Source organism: Tsukamurella sp. M9C, assembly GCF_020169415.1.
Lineage (GTDB): Bacteria > Actinomycetota > Actinomycetes > Mycobacteriales > Mycobacteriaceae > Tsukamurella.
The window spans coordinates 23,145-37,252 of the sequence record NZ_JAIULG010000013.1 but is presented as its reverse complement, the minus strand read 5'-3'; the positions used below and the strand labels follow the sequence as shown (position 1 = coordinate 37,252).

The following is a 14,108-nucleotide window of genomic DNA, read 5'->3' as shown; positions in this document are numbered from 1 at the left end:
TGCTGGGCGGCGTGACCGCGGTCTACAGGCCCGCGCGCTCCATCTCCTGGTCCCACGCCTCGATGAGATCCTGGCCGGACAGGCCGGCGGCCTCGAGGGCGTCCCGTCGTCGACGGAGGCCGGGCCTCGCCGGCTCGTACCGCTGCAGCCACGCCTCCTTCTGCGTGCGCCAGTAGCCGATCACGGTCATCGCCGCGTTCGGCAGGCCGCGCTCGTGCCGCAGGTGCTTGCGGATCGCGCGCGTGGCCGATGTCTCCGCGGCAGCCCAGACGTACACCCCGTCGCCGGGGAGCGCGAGGTTCCGGACCGCATCGGGGAGGCCCGACGGTGCGCGGCCCATCCCGCTGCCCGTCAGCCACGTGGTCGTGAGGTCCGCCGCCGACGGCAGGTCCTGGACGTCGTCGTCGGAGGCGACCTCGACGATCGCGTGGGCGCGGACGTCAGCGGGGAGTTCCTCGGCGATCCGGCCGATCGCGGGGAGCGCGGTCGCGTCGCCGACCAGGAAGACGGACGTGACGCCGGCGGGGCGGCGGTACCAGCCTCCCGCCTGGGAGAGTCCGACCGCGTCGCCCGGCCCGGCTCGCATAGCCCACTCGGCGGCGACGCCGCCCTCGTGCACCACGAAGTCCACGTCGAGCGTTCCCGTTCCGACCCGGCGGACCGTGTAGCTGCGCTGTTCGGGCGCGGCGGCGTCGTCGAAGTGCCAGGCGCCGCCGGCGATCCGGGGGCGCGGGGGCGTACGCCTGCCCGGACTGGGGAACGCGATGGTCAGGCGTTCGTCGGGGTCGCCGCTGCTGACCCACTGCGCGAGCTCCGGCCCACCGAACCGCACGCGGACCATGTTCGGTGTCACGCGGTGCGCCGCGACGACCTCCGCCTGGTAGTACCCGTCGAATCGGGCCATCGGTCCGGATCTCCTTTCAGCGCAGCGACTGCGCGGCCGCGGCCAGGTCGTCGACCAGCGCGGACGCGGTCAGGACGAGGCCGTTGTTGTACTGCGGGTTCAGCTTCGCCACGCGGCCCGCCTGGACCGCGGGGAGCGTGCGCCAGGTCTTGACGTCCGCGATGGATCCGTCGGTGTCCTGGTGGAGGATCAGGTCGGCGCCGGCGAGCACGTCGAGGTTCTCGAGGCTCGCCTCGAAGGAGCCCTTCGACGGGTCGACCTGCCGGTCGCCGAAGAGGACGTCCATGCCGATCTCGCGCCCGATCGCGGTACCGAAGGTCTGCGCCCACACCAGGACGGTGCCGCGGGCCTTGCTCCCGGTCGTGGTCACCATCGCGATCCGCTTGCCCGCGAGCGTCCCGGCGAGGTCCCGCTTGGTCGCCGCGACCTTCGCGTCGTAATCGGCGACGTACTGCTGCGCGTTCGCCGTGCGACCGACGGCGGCGAGCTGTGCGTTCATGTCCTCGCGCCACTGCGGGCGGTTCACCTCGACGGCCAGGATCGCGGTGGCGCCGGAGAGCTGGGAGTTGTTGTACCAGTCGCCGCGGTAGGCGTTGGCGCGCATCACCACCAGGTCCGGCGCGTGGATCAGCACCTCTTCGGCCGTGGGACGCGCCCCGGCGGCGGGGGAGAGGATCGTCACGTCGTCGCCGAGCCTGCCGGCGAACTGCCCCGACGGCCGCTTCCCCTGGTCGTAGGCGTTCGCGGTGGCCACGACGGGATAGCCCGCGAGCAGGGCGAACTCCAGGTCGCCGCGGCCCTCCATGACCACGACCCGCTTCGGCTCGCGAGGGACGGCGAAGGACAGGTCGAGGTACCGGACGTCGACGGTCGGCGCCCCGGACCCCGACGAGTCAGTGCTCCCGCAGGCGGCGGTGCCCAGCGTCGCTGCGACGGCGCCCGCCCCCGCGAAGTGCAGGAAGGAGCGGCGGCTGCGCAGCGTTCGTGGCACGACGACTCCCGTGATGAGGACCGGTTTGGTTAGGCGATCCTAAGGGGGGAGGCGGTCGAGGCGCAAGGCGCCGGAGGTGCAGTTACGCGCGGGCGTGGACTGCGCGCGCCGCCCACCACACCGCGACGCCGACTCCGGCCGCGGCGAGCACGGCGGGCGCGAATGAGGCCGCACCCGTGGCGAGCGTGAGTACGACGCCCAGGGCGAGCACGACCAGCGCGGCGACCAGCGCCTCGGCCTTGTAGCGGGGCCACGCGACACCGAAAACGTCGACGGTGGACCGCTGTGCTGCGGCACGGAGGTCGGAAGTCGAGGATGCGGCGACGGTGGTCATGGAGTTCACCCTACCCTGCGACCGAGATTTCGGCCACCCGAACTCACGGTCCGGCGGGTCGATCTGGGATGATGGGACGCGTGTTGCGCTGGATAACCGCAGGAGAATCGCACGGCCCCGCCCTCGTGGCCCTCATGGAGGGCATGGTCGCGGGCGTCGAGGTCACGTCGTCGGACATCGCCGCCCAGTTGGCGCGGCGACGCCTCGGCTACGGCCGGGGTGCGCGGATGAAGTTCGAGGCCGACAAGGTCACCATCCTCGGTGGTGTCCGGCACGGCCGTACCCAGGCGGGTCCCGTCGCCATCGAGATCGGCAACACCGAGTGGCCCAAGTGGGAGCAGGTCATGTCGGCCGACCCCGTCGACCAGGAGCTGCTCGACGGCATGGCCCGCAACGCGCCGCTCACCCGGCCGCGCCCCGGTCACGCCGACTACTCGGGGATGCTGAAGTACGGCTTCGACGACGCCCGTCCCGTCCTCGAGCGCGCCAGCGCCCGCGAGACGGCCGCCCGCGTCGCCGCCGGTACCGTCGCCCGGAACTTCCTGCGCCAGGCCTTCGGCGCCGAGGTGGTCAGCCACGTCATCTCCATCGGAGCGTCCGAGCCCTACGTCGGGCCGACCCCGTCGGGCGACGACCTCGAGAAGATCGACGCCTCGCCCGTGCGGGCCTTCGACGAGGCCGCCGAGCAGTCGATGATCGCCGAGATCGAGGCCGCCAAGAAGGACGGCGACACCCTCGGCGGCGTCGTCGAGGTCGTGGTCACGGGCCTGCCGGTGGGCATCGGCTCCGTCGCGTCCGGGGAGAGCCGCCTCGACGCGCGCCTCGCGGCCGCGCTCATGGGCATCCAGGCGATCAAGGGCGTCGAGGTCGGCGACGGCTTCGAGACCGCCCGCCGCCGCGGCAGCGCCGCGCACGACGAGATGCTGCCCGACAAGGGCGGCGTGCTCCGCTCGACCAACCGCGCGGGCGGCGTCGAGGGCGGCATGACCAACGGTGAGGAGCTGCGCGTCCGCGCGGCGATGAAGCCGATCTCCACGGTGCCGCGCGCGCTGCGCACCATCGACATGCAGACCGGTACCGAGGCCGTGGCGATCCACCAGCGCAGCGACGTCTGCGCCGTGCCCGCCGCCGGCGTCGTGGCCGAGGCCATGGTGGCGCTCGTCGTGGCCCAGGCGGCGCTCGAGAAGTTCGGCGGCGACAGCCTCGACGAGACCCGCAGCAACTTCGAGCGGTACTCCGAGCAGGTGGCGGCGCGGTTGCAGCGGGTGACGCCCGAGGCGATCTGATGGGCACCGCGCCCGGCCGCGAGCCGGGGCCCGCGGCGATCCTGATCGGCCCGCCCGGGGCGGGGAAGACGACCATCGGCCGTCGGCTCGCGCGCGCCCTCCGGGTGGAGTTCCTCGACATCGACGAGGAGATCGAGCGCCGCGAGGGCCGCACCATTCCGCAGATCTTCGCCGGCGACGGCGAGCCCGCCTTCCGCGCCATCGAGGAGGAGGTCGTGGCCGACGTGGTCGCGCACCATCCCGGCGTCGTCTCGCTCGGCGGCGGCGCCGTTCTCTCCGAGACCACCCGTACGCTGCTGCGCCGGCACCAGGTGGTCTACCTCGAACTGACCGAGGAGGAGGGGATCCGGCGGACCGTCAGCCCGGCCGCGTCGAACCGCCCGCTCCTCAAGGGCGACGACCCCGCCGCGGCGTACCGCGCCCTGATGGCGCGGCGCACGCCGATCTACCGTGAACTCGCGACGATCCGCGTCTCCACCGTGGGGCGCGCACCGTCGTCCGTCGTCCGGCAGGTGCAGCGGCGCCTCAAGGACACCGCACCCGGGCGGGAACGCCGCGGCCCCTGGCCGAAGCTGCCCACCGTCCTCCGCACGTCCGCCAAGAATCGATCGGAGTAGTAGATGAGCGAGAATCCGGTGAAGGTCCGCGTCGACGCGGGCAGCCCCTACGACGTGGTGATCGGTCGCGGGCTCCTCGACGAGACCGTCGCCGCGGCCGGCGAGGCGACCACGGCCGCGATCTTCTACCAGCCGACCCTCGCCGAGACCGCCGAGGTACTGCGGCAGGCCCTGGCGGACAAGGGGATCGATGCGCACCGCATCGAGCTGCCCGACGCCGAGGCCGGCAAGGACCTCCAGGTCGCCGGGTTCTGCTGGGAGGTGCTCGGCCGCATCGGCCTCAGCCGCCAGGACGTGATCTACAGCCTCGGCGGCGGCGCCGCGACCGACGTCACCGGCTTCGTGGCGGCCACCTGGATGCGCGGCGTGCCGGTGGTGCACGTCCCCACCACGCTGCTCGCGATGGTCGACGCGGCCGTCGGCGGCAAGACAGGCATCAACACCGACGCCGGCAAGAACCTGGTCGGCTCCTTCCACGAGCCGCGGGCCGTGATCGTCGACCTGGTGACGCTGGAGACGGTGCCGCGCAACGAGATCGTCGCCGGCATGGCCGAGGTCATCAAGACCGGCTTCATCGCCGACCCGGTGATCCTCGAGCTGATAGAGAAGGACCCCGAGGCCGCGCTCGATCCCACCGGCGACGTGCTGCCCGAGCTGGTCCGCCGCTCCATCGAGGTCAAGGCGAAAGTGGTCTCCGCCGACCTCAAGGAGTCCTCGCTGCGCGAGATCCTCAACTACGGCCACACTCTCGCACATGCGCTGGAGCGCCGCGAGCGCTACCGCTGGCGCCACGGCGCCGCCGTCTCCGTCGGCCTGATCTACGCCGCGGAGCTGGGTCGCCTCGCCGGCCGCCTCGACGACGAGACCGCCGACCGGCACCGTCGGGTCCTCGAATCCGTCGGCCTGCCCACGAGTTACGACGCCGACGCCTTCGGTCAGCTGCTCGAGTACATGGGCAAGGACAAGAAGAACCGTGCGGGCCTGCTCCGGTTCGTCGTGCTCGACGGCTTGGCCCGTCCCGGCCGGCTCGAGGGCCCGGACCCGTCCCTGCTGGTCGCCGCCTACTCCGCCGTCGCCAAGGAGGGGACGCAGCCCGCGGGCGCCGTGCTCCTCTGAGCGCTGCTGCGCAGTTGACCTCAACCGTCGTTGTGGTCTTAGCGTGGCCGCATGACGAATGTCGCACCGGCGCGAGCGGGGCGGAAGCAGTGGGCGGGGCTCGCGGTGCTGGTCCTGCCGACGTCGGTGGCGTCGCTCGAGCTCACCCTGCCCAATCTCGCCCTGCCGGCGATCGCGCGGGATCTCGGCCCTTCGGCCTCTCAGTCCCTCTGGCTCGTGGACGTCTACGGTTTCCTGCTCGCGGGGTCGTTGATGGCCATGGGGGCATTGGGTGACCGGGTCGGTCGTCGTCGGCTGCTCCTGTTCGGTGCCGCGGGATTCGGAGCGGTATCGGTCCTCGCCGCGTACGCGCCGAGTGTTGAGGCGCTCATCGCCGGCAGGGCGCTGCTCGGGGTGATGGGCGCGACTCTGATGCCGACGGCGCTCGCACTCGTCGCGACGATGTTCGCTGATCCACGCCAACGGACGTCGGCCGTGGGCGCCGTGATCGCGAGCGTCGCCGGAGGCACCGCGGTGGGTCCCCTGATCGGCGGTTGGGTTCTCGAGCACTTCTGGTGGGGTGCGACCTTCCTGACCGTGGTGCCGTTGGTGCTCGCCCTCCTCGTGATCGGCCCGTTCGTCCTTCCCGAAGGACGCTCGCAGGGGGCGGGGTGCGTGGATCTCCTCAGTGTCGCGTTGTCTCTGGTCGCCGTCCTGTCGGTCATTCTCGGTCTGAAGGAGATGGCGGAGAACGGTATCCGTCTGCCGGCGACCGTGACGCTCGGCCTCGGCGTGGTCGCGGCCGGAGTCTTCCTCCGGCGCCAGCGGCGAATCGACGATCCGCTGGTGGATCTGACCCTGTTCCGTTCCAGGCGGTTCCGGCTCGCGATCGTCACCCTGCTGCTCGGAATCTTCGCCCTGTTCGGCACGAACTTCCTCCTCGCCCAGTATCTGCAACTGGTCCTCGGGCTTTCCCCGCTCGCCGCCGGGCTCTGGACCGTCCCCGCCGCGCTCGGGGTGCTCGCAGCGGCGACGGCCGCGCCGGTCGCGGCACGACGTTGGCCGCCCGGCAACGTCGTGGTCGCCGGGCTCCTCGTCGCCGCCGGGGGCTTCGCGGTGCTGATGCGCGTGGACCCCGCTGGCGGAGCGATGCTTCCGGTCGTCGGTTCGGTGATCGTCTCACTGGGCCTGGGGGCGATGATGACACTGTCCACCGACCTCGTCGTCGGAGCCGTGCCCGTCGCCCGTGCGGGGCAGGCTTCCGCGCTGTCCGAGACGGCGCCGGAACTGGGTGGAGCGCTGGGCGTCGCGATCCTCGGCAGTGCCGCTGCGGTCGTCTACCGCGGCCGCCTGTCCGACGTGTCGGTGACGGAGGTCCCGGCCGAGGTGGCAGCACGTGCTTCGGAGACTCTGTCCGGTGCGTTTGTGGCAGCCGATCTCATGCCGCCCGCCGCCGGCGGCGAGCTGATCGCGGCAGCGCGCGAGGCGTTCACGACGGGCTTGCACACGGTCGCGACCATCGATCTCGTGCTCATGTCGGTTCTGGCACTGCTCATCGCAGTCGTGATCCGCCGCTGAGGCGGAGGGCGCCTCGCCCCATCGATCAGTCCAGCCCGAGTAGGTCCGCGGTCCGCTCCAGGGTGTAGTCGAACAGCGCGTCGGCGGGCTCGAAGGTGTTCGCGTACTGGCCGAACAGCTCGAAGCTCACGGCGCCGAAGAGCTGCGTCCAGGCGAGCACGCCCAGTGCGAGCTGGGCTCGATCGGCGTCCGGGGCCACGACCTCCGCCGCGGCGCGCAGCTGCTCGTCGAGCCCGCCCGACGGTGCCGGGCCACCGCCCTTCCCGCACACCGCGATCCGCGCGAAGGCGCCCGACGTGCGGATCGCGGCGGCGGTCGTCTCCGCCGGCGCGTGGTAGCCGGGCACCGGCGAGCCGTAGAGCAGCGTGTATTCGTGCGGGTTCGCCAGGGCCCAGGCGCGCAGGGCCCGTCCCGCGGCGAGCCACCGCGCCCGCGGGTCGTCAACGCTCGCGTCCGCCGCCTCCACCGCGTCACCGAGCGCCGTGTAGGCGTCCGTGATCAGCGCGGTGAGCAGCGCGTCGCGGCTGGAGAAGTAGCGGTACACCGCCGACGAGGCCAGGCCCAGGTCGCGGGCGACCGCGCGCAGCGACAGTGCGGCGGCGCCGACCTCGCGGAGCTGGTCCCGCGCGCTGCGGGTGATCTCGGCGGTGAGTTCGGCGCGGGCGCGCTCGCGGGCGGTCAGGGAGGCGTTCACCCCTCGATCATTGCACTGATCCGAAACGAGAGCACTGCTCTTGACAACGGCGGGTCGAAGACGGAGCATGGAATCGAAACGAGAGCAGTGCTCACACTTTGGAGGATCTCATGACCGCACCCGCCGCCGACCACGTCCGCCCCGGCCGCACCGCGACCGCGTTCAACAACACCGTCGCCTGGCTCGCCCGGCGCGGCGTCTCCCTATACGGCAGCAGGGAACTCGCGGTCCGCGGGCGCACCTCGGGGGAGTGGCGCACCACCCCCGTCAACGTCCTCGCGGTCGACGGCGGCGAGTACCTCGTCGCCGCGCGCGGCGTCACCCAGTGGGTGCGGAACATGCGCGTGGCGGGCTCGGGCGAGCTCCGGCTCGGGCGGAACGCCGATTCCTTCACCGCCACCGAGGTCACGGATCCGGCCGCCAAGGTGCCAGTGCTGCGCGCCTACCTGCGCAAGTGGGCCTGGGAGGTGGGCGCCTTCTTCCCCGGCCTCTCCGCCGACAGTTCCGACGACGAGCTCGCCGCCGCCGCGGTCCGCTACCCGGTCTTCGTGCTCCACCGTCCCTGAGGCGACCCCGGCGGCGCGCCCGCCCAGCTAGGGTGGCCGCGTGGCGCTGGTGGGCAGGGACGACGAGCGCGCGCGGATCGACCGGCTGCTCGCCGGGGCGCGCGCCGACCGCGGCGGGGCTCTCGTCGTGCGCGGCGAACCGGGCATCGGCAAGACCGCCCTCCTTGATCATGCGGTGGGGCTCGCGTCCGACGCCGGCATGCGGGTCGTCCGCGGGGCGGGAATCGAGTCCGATTCCGAACTCGCGCACGGCGGCCTGCACCAGCTCCTGCACCCGTATCTGAACCGGCTCGACGGATTGCCGGTCCCGCAGGCCGCGGCACTGCGCACCGCGTTCGGCCTCGCCGAGGGGTCGGCTCCGAATCGCTTCCTGGTGTCCGCGGGCGTGCTGGCACTGCTCTCCGACCTCGCCGACGAGGCGCCCCTGCTGTGCGTGGTCGACGACCTGCAGTGGCTCGATCGGGGATCGGCGGTGGCGCTGCAGTTCGCGGCGCGCCGGTTCGCCGCTGATCCGGTCGCGCTGATGTTCGCGGTGCGCGAGACGTCGATGCCCTTCGCCACCCCCGGAATCGACACCCTGCACCTGGACGGCCTCGAGGCGCACGCCGCGGCCCGCATCCTCGACGCGCACGCGCCGGGGATCGACGACGCCCTGCGCGCCCGGGTGCTCGAGGAATCGGCGGGCAATCCGCTCGCGCTCATCGAACTCGGTGCGGTGCCGCGGTCGGGCGGCGGAGCACCGTCGGAACCCGTCGGCCCGGTGGGCGCGCTGGCCGCGCCGTTGCGCGTCCAGGAGGCCTTCCGCGGACAGATCGCGGCCCTGCCCGAGCCGACGCGCCGCGCCCTGCTCGTGGCCGCGGCGGACTCCGCGGCCCCGCTGGCGACGATCGTGCGCGCCGTCGAGGGGCTCGGCGGCGCGGTCGCGGACCTGGCGCCCGCGGAACGCGCCGGCTTGATCGGGATCGGGGACCGCGTCTCCTTCCGGCATCCGCTGGTGCGGTCCGCGGCGTACCGGGGCGAGCCCCTGCCGCACCGGCTCGAGGCGCACCGGGCTCTCGCGCGCGCCTGCGCGGCGGACCCGGACCGGTACGCGTGGCATCTCGCCGCGGGCACGCCGACGCCGTCCGAGTCGGTCGCCGTCGCGCTCGACGGGGTCGCGGAGCGCGCCCGGCATCGCGGCGGGGCCATGGCGGTGTCGATCGCGTACGACCGCGCGGCGCGGCTCAGCGAGGACGATCCGCGCCGCGCCGCGCGGATCGCGCGCGCCGCCCAGGCCGCCTACGACGGCGGACGGCCCGACCGCGCACAGCGGCTCGCCGCGGAGGCCCTGTCGCTCAGCAGCGACCCGGGGGTCTGCGCCGACGCGGTCTACGTGCTCGGCGCCGTCGCCTACGAGCGCGACTCCCCGCGCGCCGACGCCGAGCTCACCCTCGATGCGGCCGCGTCGACGATGGACGACGACCCCGAGCGGACCGCGCTCGCCCTGTACGAGGCGGGGCACGCCGCTCGGCACGGTGCGGAGGGCGATCTGCTCGGCCGGGTCGCCGCGATGCTGAGCGACTTCGCGCCCCCGGCGCAGTGGACGCTCGTGATCGACGCGATCCGTGGCTGGGCCGAGCTCGCCGACGGGCGACCGGGACCGGCAGTCGCCCGGATGCGTCCGCTCGCGGCGGGGGCGGACGCCCCGTTGACCCATGCGATCACCGCCGCCATCAGCGGGCTGCTCACCGCGCGGGAGGACGAGGTCGTCGGCCTCGTCGCCGACATGCTGGACGCCGCGCGGGCGGAGGGGGCCCTGGGCTGGATCCCGTACTGCCTCGGCGTCCTGGCAGTGGCCCGGCTGCTCCGCGGGGAGTTCGCGGACGCCCGCGTCTGCGTCGCGGAGGGGGCGGCGGTGAGCGAGGAACTGGGTAACCGGACGGAGTACCTCGCGCACCGCTCGCTCGAGGTGTGGCTCCTCGCGGTCGCGGGCGAGCAGGACGCGTGTCGCGCCCTCGCCGAACGGACCCTGCCCGATGCCCGGAACCGGCATCGCGTCGACGCCGAGGTCGGGGCGTGGGGGACCGGTCTGCTCGATCTCGCCGCGGCGCGATACGCGGACGCGCTGACCGTGCTGGAGTCGGTGTGCACCGGACCCGCAGGGCGCGACGTCCTCCTGCGCGCGGTCCCCGACCTGGTCGAGGCCGCCGCGCGGGGCGGGGTGCCCGAGCGGGCGGCCGCGCCGTTCGCGGGCTTCGTGGAGTGGGCGGAGGTGGTCGACCGCCCCGTGACCAGCGGCCTCGTGCTGCGCTGCCGTGCCCTCCTCGCCCCCGACGACGAGGGCGAGGACCTGTACCGCGCCGCGCTGCGGCTGCACGAGGAGGCCGCCGGCGGCTACGACCTGGCCCGCACCCGACTGGTGCACGGGGAGTGGCTCCGCCGCCGGCGCCGGCGGACGGAGGCGCGGGCGGAGCTCGCGGCCGCACTCGCCGGGTTCGAGGACGTCGGCGCCGCGCTGTGGGCGGAACGCGCCCGCGCCGAGCTCGTGGCGCTCGGCGGCCAGGACGCGGGCCGGCGCAGCGCGGGCCCGCTCAACCGGCTCACCCCGCAGGAACTACAGGTGGTGCAGCTCGCGGCGGCCGGCTGCACCAACAAGGAGATCGCGGCCCGCCTCTTCCTCAGCCCGCGCACGGTCGGCTACCACCTCTACAACGCGTATCCCAAGCTCGGCGTCGCCGCCCGAGGCGACCTGGCGGCCCTCGTCGCGCACGGAAGCGGTACCGGTACGTCGCACCCGGAACCCGGTCACCGTGACTGATCCGCCCGCCGCTGTGCGCTCGTAGCGTTCTCCGTAGGGCATTCGGCCCCACACCGGACAACCGCACCAAGGAGCGATCATGACGCAGTACTTCCTCAGCCTTCCCCACGACTCCGCGGAGGAGACGACGATGGCCGACATCGACCCCGCCGAGCTGGAGGCGCTCTTCGCCGAGGTCGGGGCGTTCAACGACGAGCTCCAGTCGACGGGCGCGTTCGTCTTCGCCGGCGGCCTGCAGCCACCGTCGACCGCGACCACCGTCGACGCCTCGGGCGACGCGCCGGTGTTCACCCCGGGCCCGTTCGTGGAGGCGCCCGAGTACCTCGGCGGCTTCTGGGTGATCGAGGCCGACAACGACGACGACGCGATCGAGTGGGCCAAGAAGGCGTCCCGCGCGCTGCGCAGCCGGGTGGAGGTCCGCGCGCTGCAGGAAGCGCCCGCGTGACCGGTGCCGGCGCTCGACCGCCGGTACATTCGGGACTGTGACCGAGACCAGGACCATCGATCAGTCCAGCGGCGTGCTGGAGGTGCACACCGGCGTGGCCGGGCGGTCGGCCCGGCTGGGGCACCGCCTGGTGCTCGCGCCGACGACGTGGCGGGCGGCGATCGAGGTCGACGGCGAGCAGCCGGTCTCCCTCGTCGTCACCGTCGACGCGGGCTCCCTGGAGGTCGTCTCCGGCGAGGGCGGGCTCACGCCGCTGACCTCGCCGGAGCGGGCGGTGGCCACCGCCAACGCGCACCGCTCGCTCAAGGTCAAGGCGAACCCGACGATCGAGTACCGCTCGGCGACGATCGAGGCCTCCGAGAACGGCTTCCGCGTGCGCGGGGAGCTGACGATCTGCGGCACCACCCGCCCGTGCGACTTCGCCCTCGCGTACGAGGAGGCCGAGCCGGCTCCCGCGTTGGCCACGGCCGTCCCGGTGCGGCAGACGGATTTCGGGATCAAGCCCTTCTCGCTCATGATGGGCACCCTGCAGGTGGTCGACGAGGTCACGGTCGTCGCGCGCGCGACGGTCTGACGCAGCGGGACGGTCCGACGCCGCGCGGCGGCGCGCGACCGCCGCGCCGCGATACCGTGGCAGGATGCCGCAGACGATCACCGACCACGCCCGCCGGCGCGACACCCTCCGCGCCGCGCTCGCGAGCCACGACCCCGCCCTCGACGCACTGCTCGTCACCGATCTCGACAACGTGCGCTACCTCGCGGGCTTCACCGGCTCCAACGGCGCGCTGCTCGTGGCCTCGGATCCCGCCGCCGACGCCATCGCCACCGACGGCCGCTACCTCACCCAGGTCGCGGAGCAGTCCGGCGACCTGCGCGCGATCATCGAGCGCGACGTCGCGAAGGCCCTCCTCGCGGAGGCGGACGGCACCGTCGGCTTCGAGGCGACGGCCCTGAGCTACGCCGACCACGCCCGGCTCGCGCCGGAGGCGCGCCTGGTCCCGACCACCCGGCTCGTCGAGAAGCTCCGCGAGGTCAAGGACGACGGCGAGATCGAGCTTCTCCGCCGCGCCTGCGCGATCAGCGATCAGGCCCTCGGCGCGCTGGTGGAGGAGGGCGCGATCCGCCCCGGGGCCACGGAGGCGCAGGTCGCGCGGCGCCTCGAGAATCTGATGTACGAGTTCGGGGCCGAGGCGGTCGCCTTCGAGACCATCGTCGCCGCCGGGGCGAACTCGGCGATCCCGCACCACCGGCCCACCGACGCGGTGCTCGCGGCCGGCGACTTCGTCAAGATCGACTTCGGCGCGCGGTTCCGCGGCTACCACGCCGACGAGACGCGCACCTTCGTCCTCGGCGAGCCGGCGGCCTGGCAACGGGAGATCTACGACGTGGTCCGGGCGGCGCAGACCGCCGGGCGGGAGGCCCTCGTGCCGGGCGCCGACGTCCGCGCGATCGACGGCGCGGCCCGCGCGGTGATCGAGGCCGCGGGCTACGGCGAGCAGTTCCTGCACGGCCTCGGTCACGGCGTCGGTGTGCAGATCCACGAAGCCCCGACGCTGGGCAAACTCGGCAGCGGTACACTGTCCGACGGTGCTGTGGTCACCGTGGAGCCGGGTGTGTACCTCCCGGGTCGTGGTGGAGTCCGCATCGAGGACACCCTCGTGGTCCGTGCGGACGGACCGGAACTGCTGACGCGCACCACCAAAGACTTGATCGCACTCTAGGAGAATCGACACAACGTGGCATCGACTGCTGATTTCAAGAACGGCCTGGTCCTCAACCAGGAGGGCCAGCTGTGGCAGATCATCGAGTTCCAGCACGTGAAGCCGGGCAAGGGCCCCGCCTTCGTGCGGACCAAGCTGAAGAACGTCGTGTCGGGCAAGACCGTCGACAAGACCTTCAACGCGGGCGTCAAGGTCGAGGTCGCCACCGTCGACCGGCGTGACTTCGACTACCTGTACCACGACGGCTCGGACTACGTCTTCATGGACGCCGAGACCTACGACCAGATCAACCTGGACGACGCCAAGGTCGGCGACGGCGCGAAGTTCCTGCTCGAGAGCATGCGCGTGCAGATCTCGATGCACGAGGGCGAGGCGCTCTTCGTCGAGCTGCCCCTGTCGGCCGAGTACGTCGTGCAGCACACCGACCCGGGCCTGCAGGGCGACCGCTCCACCGGCGGCACCAAGCCCGCCACCCTGGAGACCGGCGCCGAGATCAACGTCCCGCTGTTCATCAACACCGGCGACAAGCTCAAGGTCGACACCCGTGACGGCGGCTACCTGGGGCGCGTGAACTCCTAAGTGCCCGAGCAGTCTGACAACCGGCGCCCGAAGAAGTCGGGCGCCCGACACCGGGCGCGCAAGCGCGCCGTCGACCTGCTGTTCGAGGCGGAGGCCCGCGGGGTCACCGATCTCGACGACCTGCTCGCGGAGCGCCGGCAGCTCGCCGCCGACGACGCCTCCGTCGCCCCGGTGTCCGAGTACACCGCCACGCTGGTCACCGGCGTCGGCCTCGACGGCGCCCAGGTCGACTCGGTGATCTCCTCGCACCTGACGGGCTGGACGCTCACGCGCCTGCCCGCCGTCGACCGGGCGATCCTGCGGATCGCCGTCTGGGAGCTCTTCAACGCCGTCGACGTGCCTCCCGCCGTCGTGGTCGACGAGGCCGTCGAGCTCGCCAAGGAGCTCTCGACCGACGATTCGCCGACCTACCTCAACGGGGTGCTCGGCAAGGTCGCGGCGCTCGCGCCGCAGGTCCGGGCCGCAGCCGCCGCCCAGCCGGCCGACCGCCCGGAGTAGCCG

At 73.1% G+C, this 14,108-nt stretch carries 15 protein-coding genes; 11 read left to right on the top strand and 4 right to left on the bottom strand.

The window, feature by feature from the left end; genetic code table 11:
• Positions 1-22: 22 nt before the first annotated feature.
• The 3 genes from LB823_RS09010 to LB823_RS09000 all read right to left on the bottom strand — a co-directional run bounded on the left by LB823_RS09010 (position 23) and on the right by LB823_RS09000 (position 2,229).
• Positions 23-904 (bottom strand): siderophore-interacting protein, encoded by an 882-nt coding sequence (locus tag LB823_RS09010; RefSeq protein WP_224646600.1) that lies wholly within the window; start codon positions 902-904, stop codon positions 23-25.
• 16 nt (positions 905-920) lie between these two features.
• Positions 921-1,895 carry an ABC transporter substrate-binding protein gene (locus tag LB823_RS09005; RefSeq protein WP_224646599.1) on the bottom strand — a complete coding sequence of 325 codons (975 nt, stop codon included), beginning with the start codon at positions 1,893-1,895 and terminating at the stop codon, positions 921-923.
• An 82-nt stretch (positions 1,896-1,977) separates the two neighbouring features.
• Positions 1,978-2,229: a hypothetical protein gene (locus tag LB823_RS09000; protein ID WP_224646598.1), complete on the bottom strand. Its 252-nt coding sequence runs from the start codon at positions 2,227-2,229 to the stop codon at positions 1,978-1,980.
• Positions 2,230-2,309: 80 nt separating this feature from the next.
• Here LB823_RS09000 and aroC point away from each other — a divergent pair, with 80 nt between their 5' ends.
• The 4 genes from aroC to LB823_RS08980 are packed head-to-tail and all read left to right on the top strand — an operon-like array spanning position 2,310 to position 6,805.
• On the top strand, positions 2,310-3,515 hold the full coding sequence (gene aroC, locus LB823_RS08995; RefSeq protein WP_308011432.1) for a chorismate synthase: 1,206 nt from the start codon (positions 2,310-2,312) through the stop codon (positions 3,513-3,515).
• Positions 3,515-4,132 (top strand): shikimate kinase, encoded by a 618-nt coding sequence (locus tag LB823_RS08990; protein WP_224646596.1) that lies wholly within the window; start codon positions 3,515-3,517, stop codon positions 4,130-4,132. Before aroC ends, LB823_RS08990 begins: the two co-directional genes overlap by 1 nt.
• A gap of 3 nt (positions 4,133-4,135) precedes the next feature.
• Complete coding sequence (gene aroB, locus LB823_RS08985) at positions 4,136-5,248, top strand: 3-dehydroquinate synthase (RefSeq protein WP_224646595.1); 1,113 nt, start codon at positions 4,136-4,138, stop codon at positions 5,246-5,248.
• Positions 5,249-5,299: 51 nt separating this feature from the next.
• Positions 5,300-6,805 carry an MFS transporter gene (locus LB823_RS08980; RefSeq protein ID WP_224646594.1) on the top strand — a complete coding sequence of 502 codons (1,506 nt, stop codon included), beginning with the start codon at positions 5,300-5,302 and terminating at the stop codon, positions 6,803-6,805.
• A gap of 25 nt (positions 6,806-6,830) precedes the next feature.
• On the opposite strand, the gene LB823_RS08975 is transcribed toward LB823_RS08980, so the two are convergent.
• On the bottom strand, positions 6,831-7,499 hold the full coding sequence (locus LB823_RS08975; protein WP_224646593.1) for a TetR/AcrR family transcriptional regulator: 669 nt from the start codon (positions 7,497-7,499) through the stop codon (positions 6,831-6,833).
• A 110-nt stretch (positions 7,500-7,609) separates the two neighbouring features.
• On the opposite strand from LB823_RS08975, the gene LB823_RS08970 reads away from it, so the two are divergent.
• From LB823_RS08970 to nusB, 7 genes are all read left to right on the top strand, one after another.
• Positions 7,610-8,065: a nitroreductase/quinone reductase family protein gene (locus tag LB823_RS08970; protein WP_224646592.1), complete on the top strand. Its 456-nt coding sequence runs from the start codon at positions 7,610-7,612 to the stop codon at positions 8,063-8,065.
• A 40-nt stretch (positions 8,066-8,105) separates the two neighbouring features.
• Positions 8,106-10,862 carry a LuxR family transcriptional regulator gene (locus LB823_RS08965; protein WP_224646589.1) on the top strand — a complete coding sequence of 919 codons (2,757 nt, stop codon included), beginning with the start codon at positions 8,106-8,108 and terminating at the stop codon, positions 10,860-10,862.
• Between the two features lie 79 nt (positions 10,863-10,941).
• Complete coding sequence (locus LB823_RS08960) at positions 10,942-11,307, top strand: YciI family protein (protein ID WP_224646588.1); 366 nt, start codon at positions 10,942-10,944, stop codon at positions 11,305-11,307.
• Positions 11,308-11,344: 37 nt separating this feature from the next.
• A complete protein-coding gene (locus LB823_RS08955) occupies positions 11,345-11,881 on the top strand; it encodes a YceI family protein (protein WP_224646586.1) in 537 nt (178 codons plus the stop codon).
• Between the two features lie 64 nt (positions 11,882-11,945).
• Complete coding sequence (locus LB823_RS08950; RefSeq protein WP_224646584.1) at positions 11,946-13,028, top strand: Xaa-Pro peptidase family protein; 1,083 nt, start codon at positions 11,946-11,948, stop codon at positions 13,026-13,028.
• A 15-nt stretch (positions 13,029-13,043) separates the two neighbouring features.
• Complete coding sequence (efp, locus tag LB823_RS08945) at positions 13,044-13,607, top strand: elongation factor P (RefSeq protein ID WP_224646583.1); 564 nt, start codon at positions 13,044-13,046, stop codon at positions 13,605-13,607.
• Positions 13,608-14,105 (top strand): transcription antitermination factor NusB, encoded by a 498-nt coding sequence (gene nusB / locus LB823_RS08940; RefSeq protein WP_224646581.1) that lies wholly within the window; start codon positions 13,608-13,610, stop codon positions 14,103-14,105. It begins immediately after the preceding gene.
• Positions 14,106-14,108: the final 3 nt, after the last annotated feature.

Coding starts and splice junctions, on each gene's coding strand:
- aroB (WP_224646595.1), top strand. CDS start 4,136: ATGAGCGAGAATCCGGTGAAGGTCCGCGTCGACGCGGGCAGCCCCTAC.
- LB823_RS08970 (WP_224646592.1), top strand. CDS start 7,610: ATGACCGCACCCGCCGCCGACCACGTCCGCCCCGGCCGCACCGCGACC.
- LB823_RS09000 (WP_224646598.1), bottom strand. CDS start 2,229: ATGACCACCGTCGCCGCATCCTCGACTTCCGACCTCCGTGCCGCAGCA.
- LB823_RS08990 (WP_224646596.1), top strand. CDS start 3,515: ATGGGCACCGCGCCCGGCCGCGAGCCGGGGCCCGCGGCGATCCTGATC.
- LB823_RS08980 (WP_224646594.1), top strand. CDS start 5,300: ATGACGAATGTCGCACCGGCGCGAGCGGGGCGGAAGCAGTGGGCGGGG.
- LB823_RS08960 (WP_224646588.1), top strand. CDS start 10,942: ATGACGCAGTACTTCCTCAGCCTTCCCCACGACTCCGCGGAGGAGACG.
- LB823_RS08950 (WP_224646584.1), top strand. CDS start 11,946: ATGCCGCAGACGATCACCGACCACGCCCGCCGGCGCGACACCCTCCGC.
- LB823_RS09010 (WP_224646600.1), bottom strand. CDS start 904: ATGGCCCGATTCGACGGGTACTACCAGGCGGAGGTCGTCGCGGCGCAC.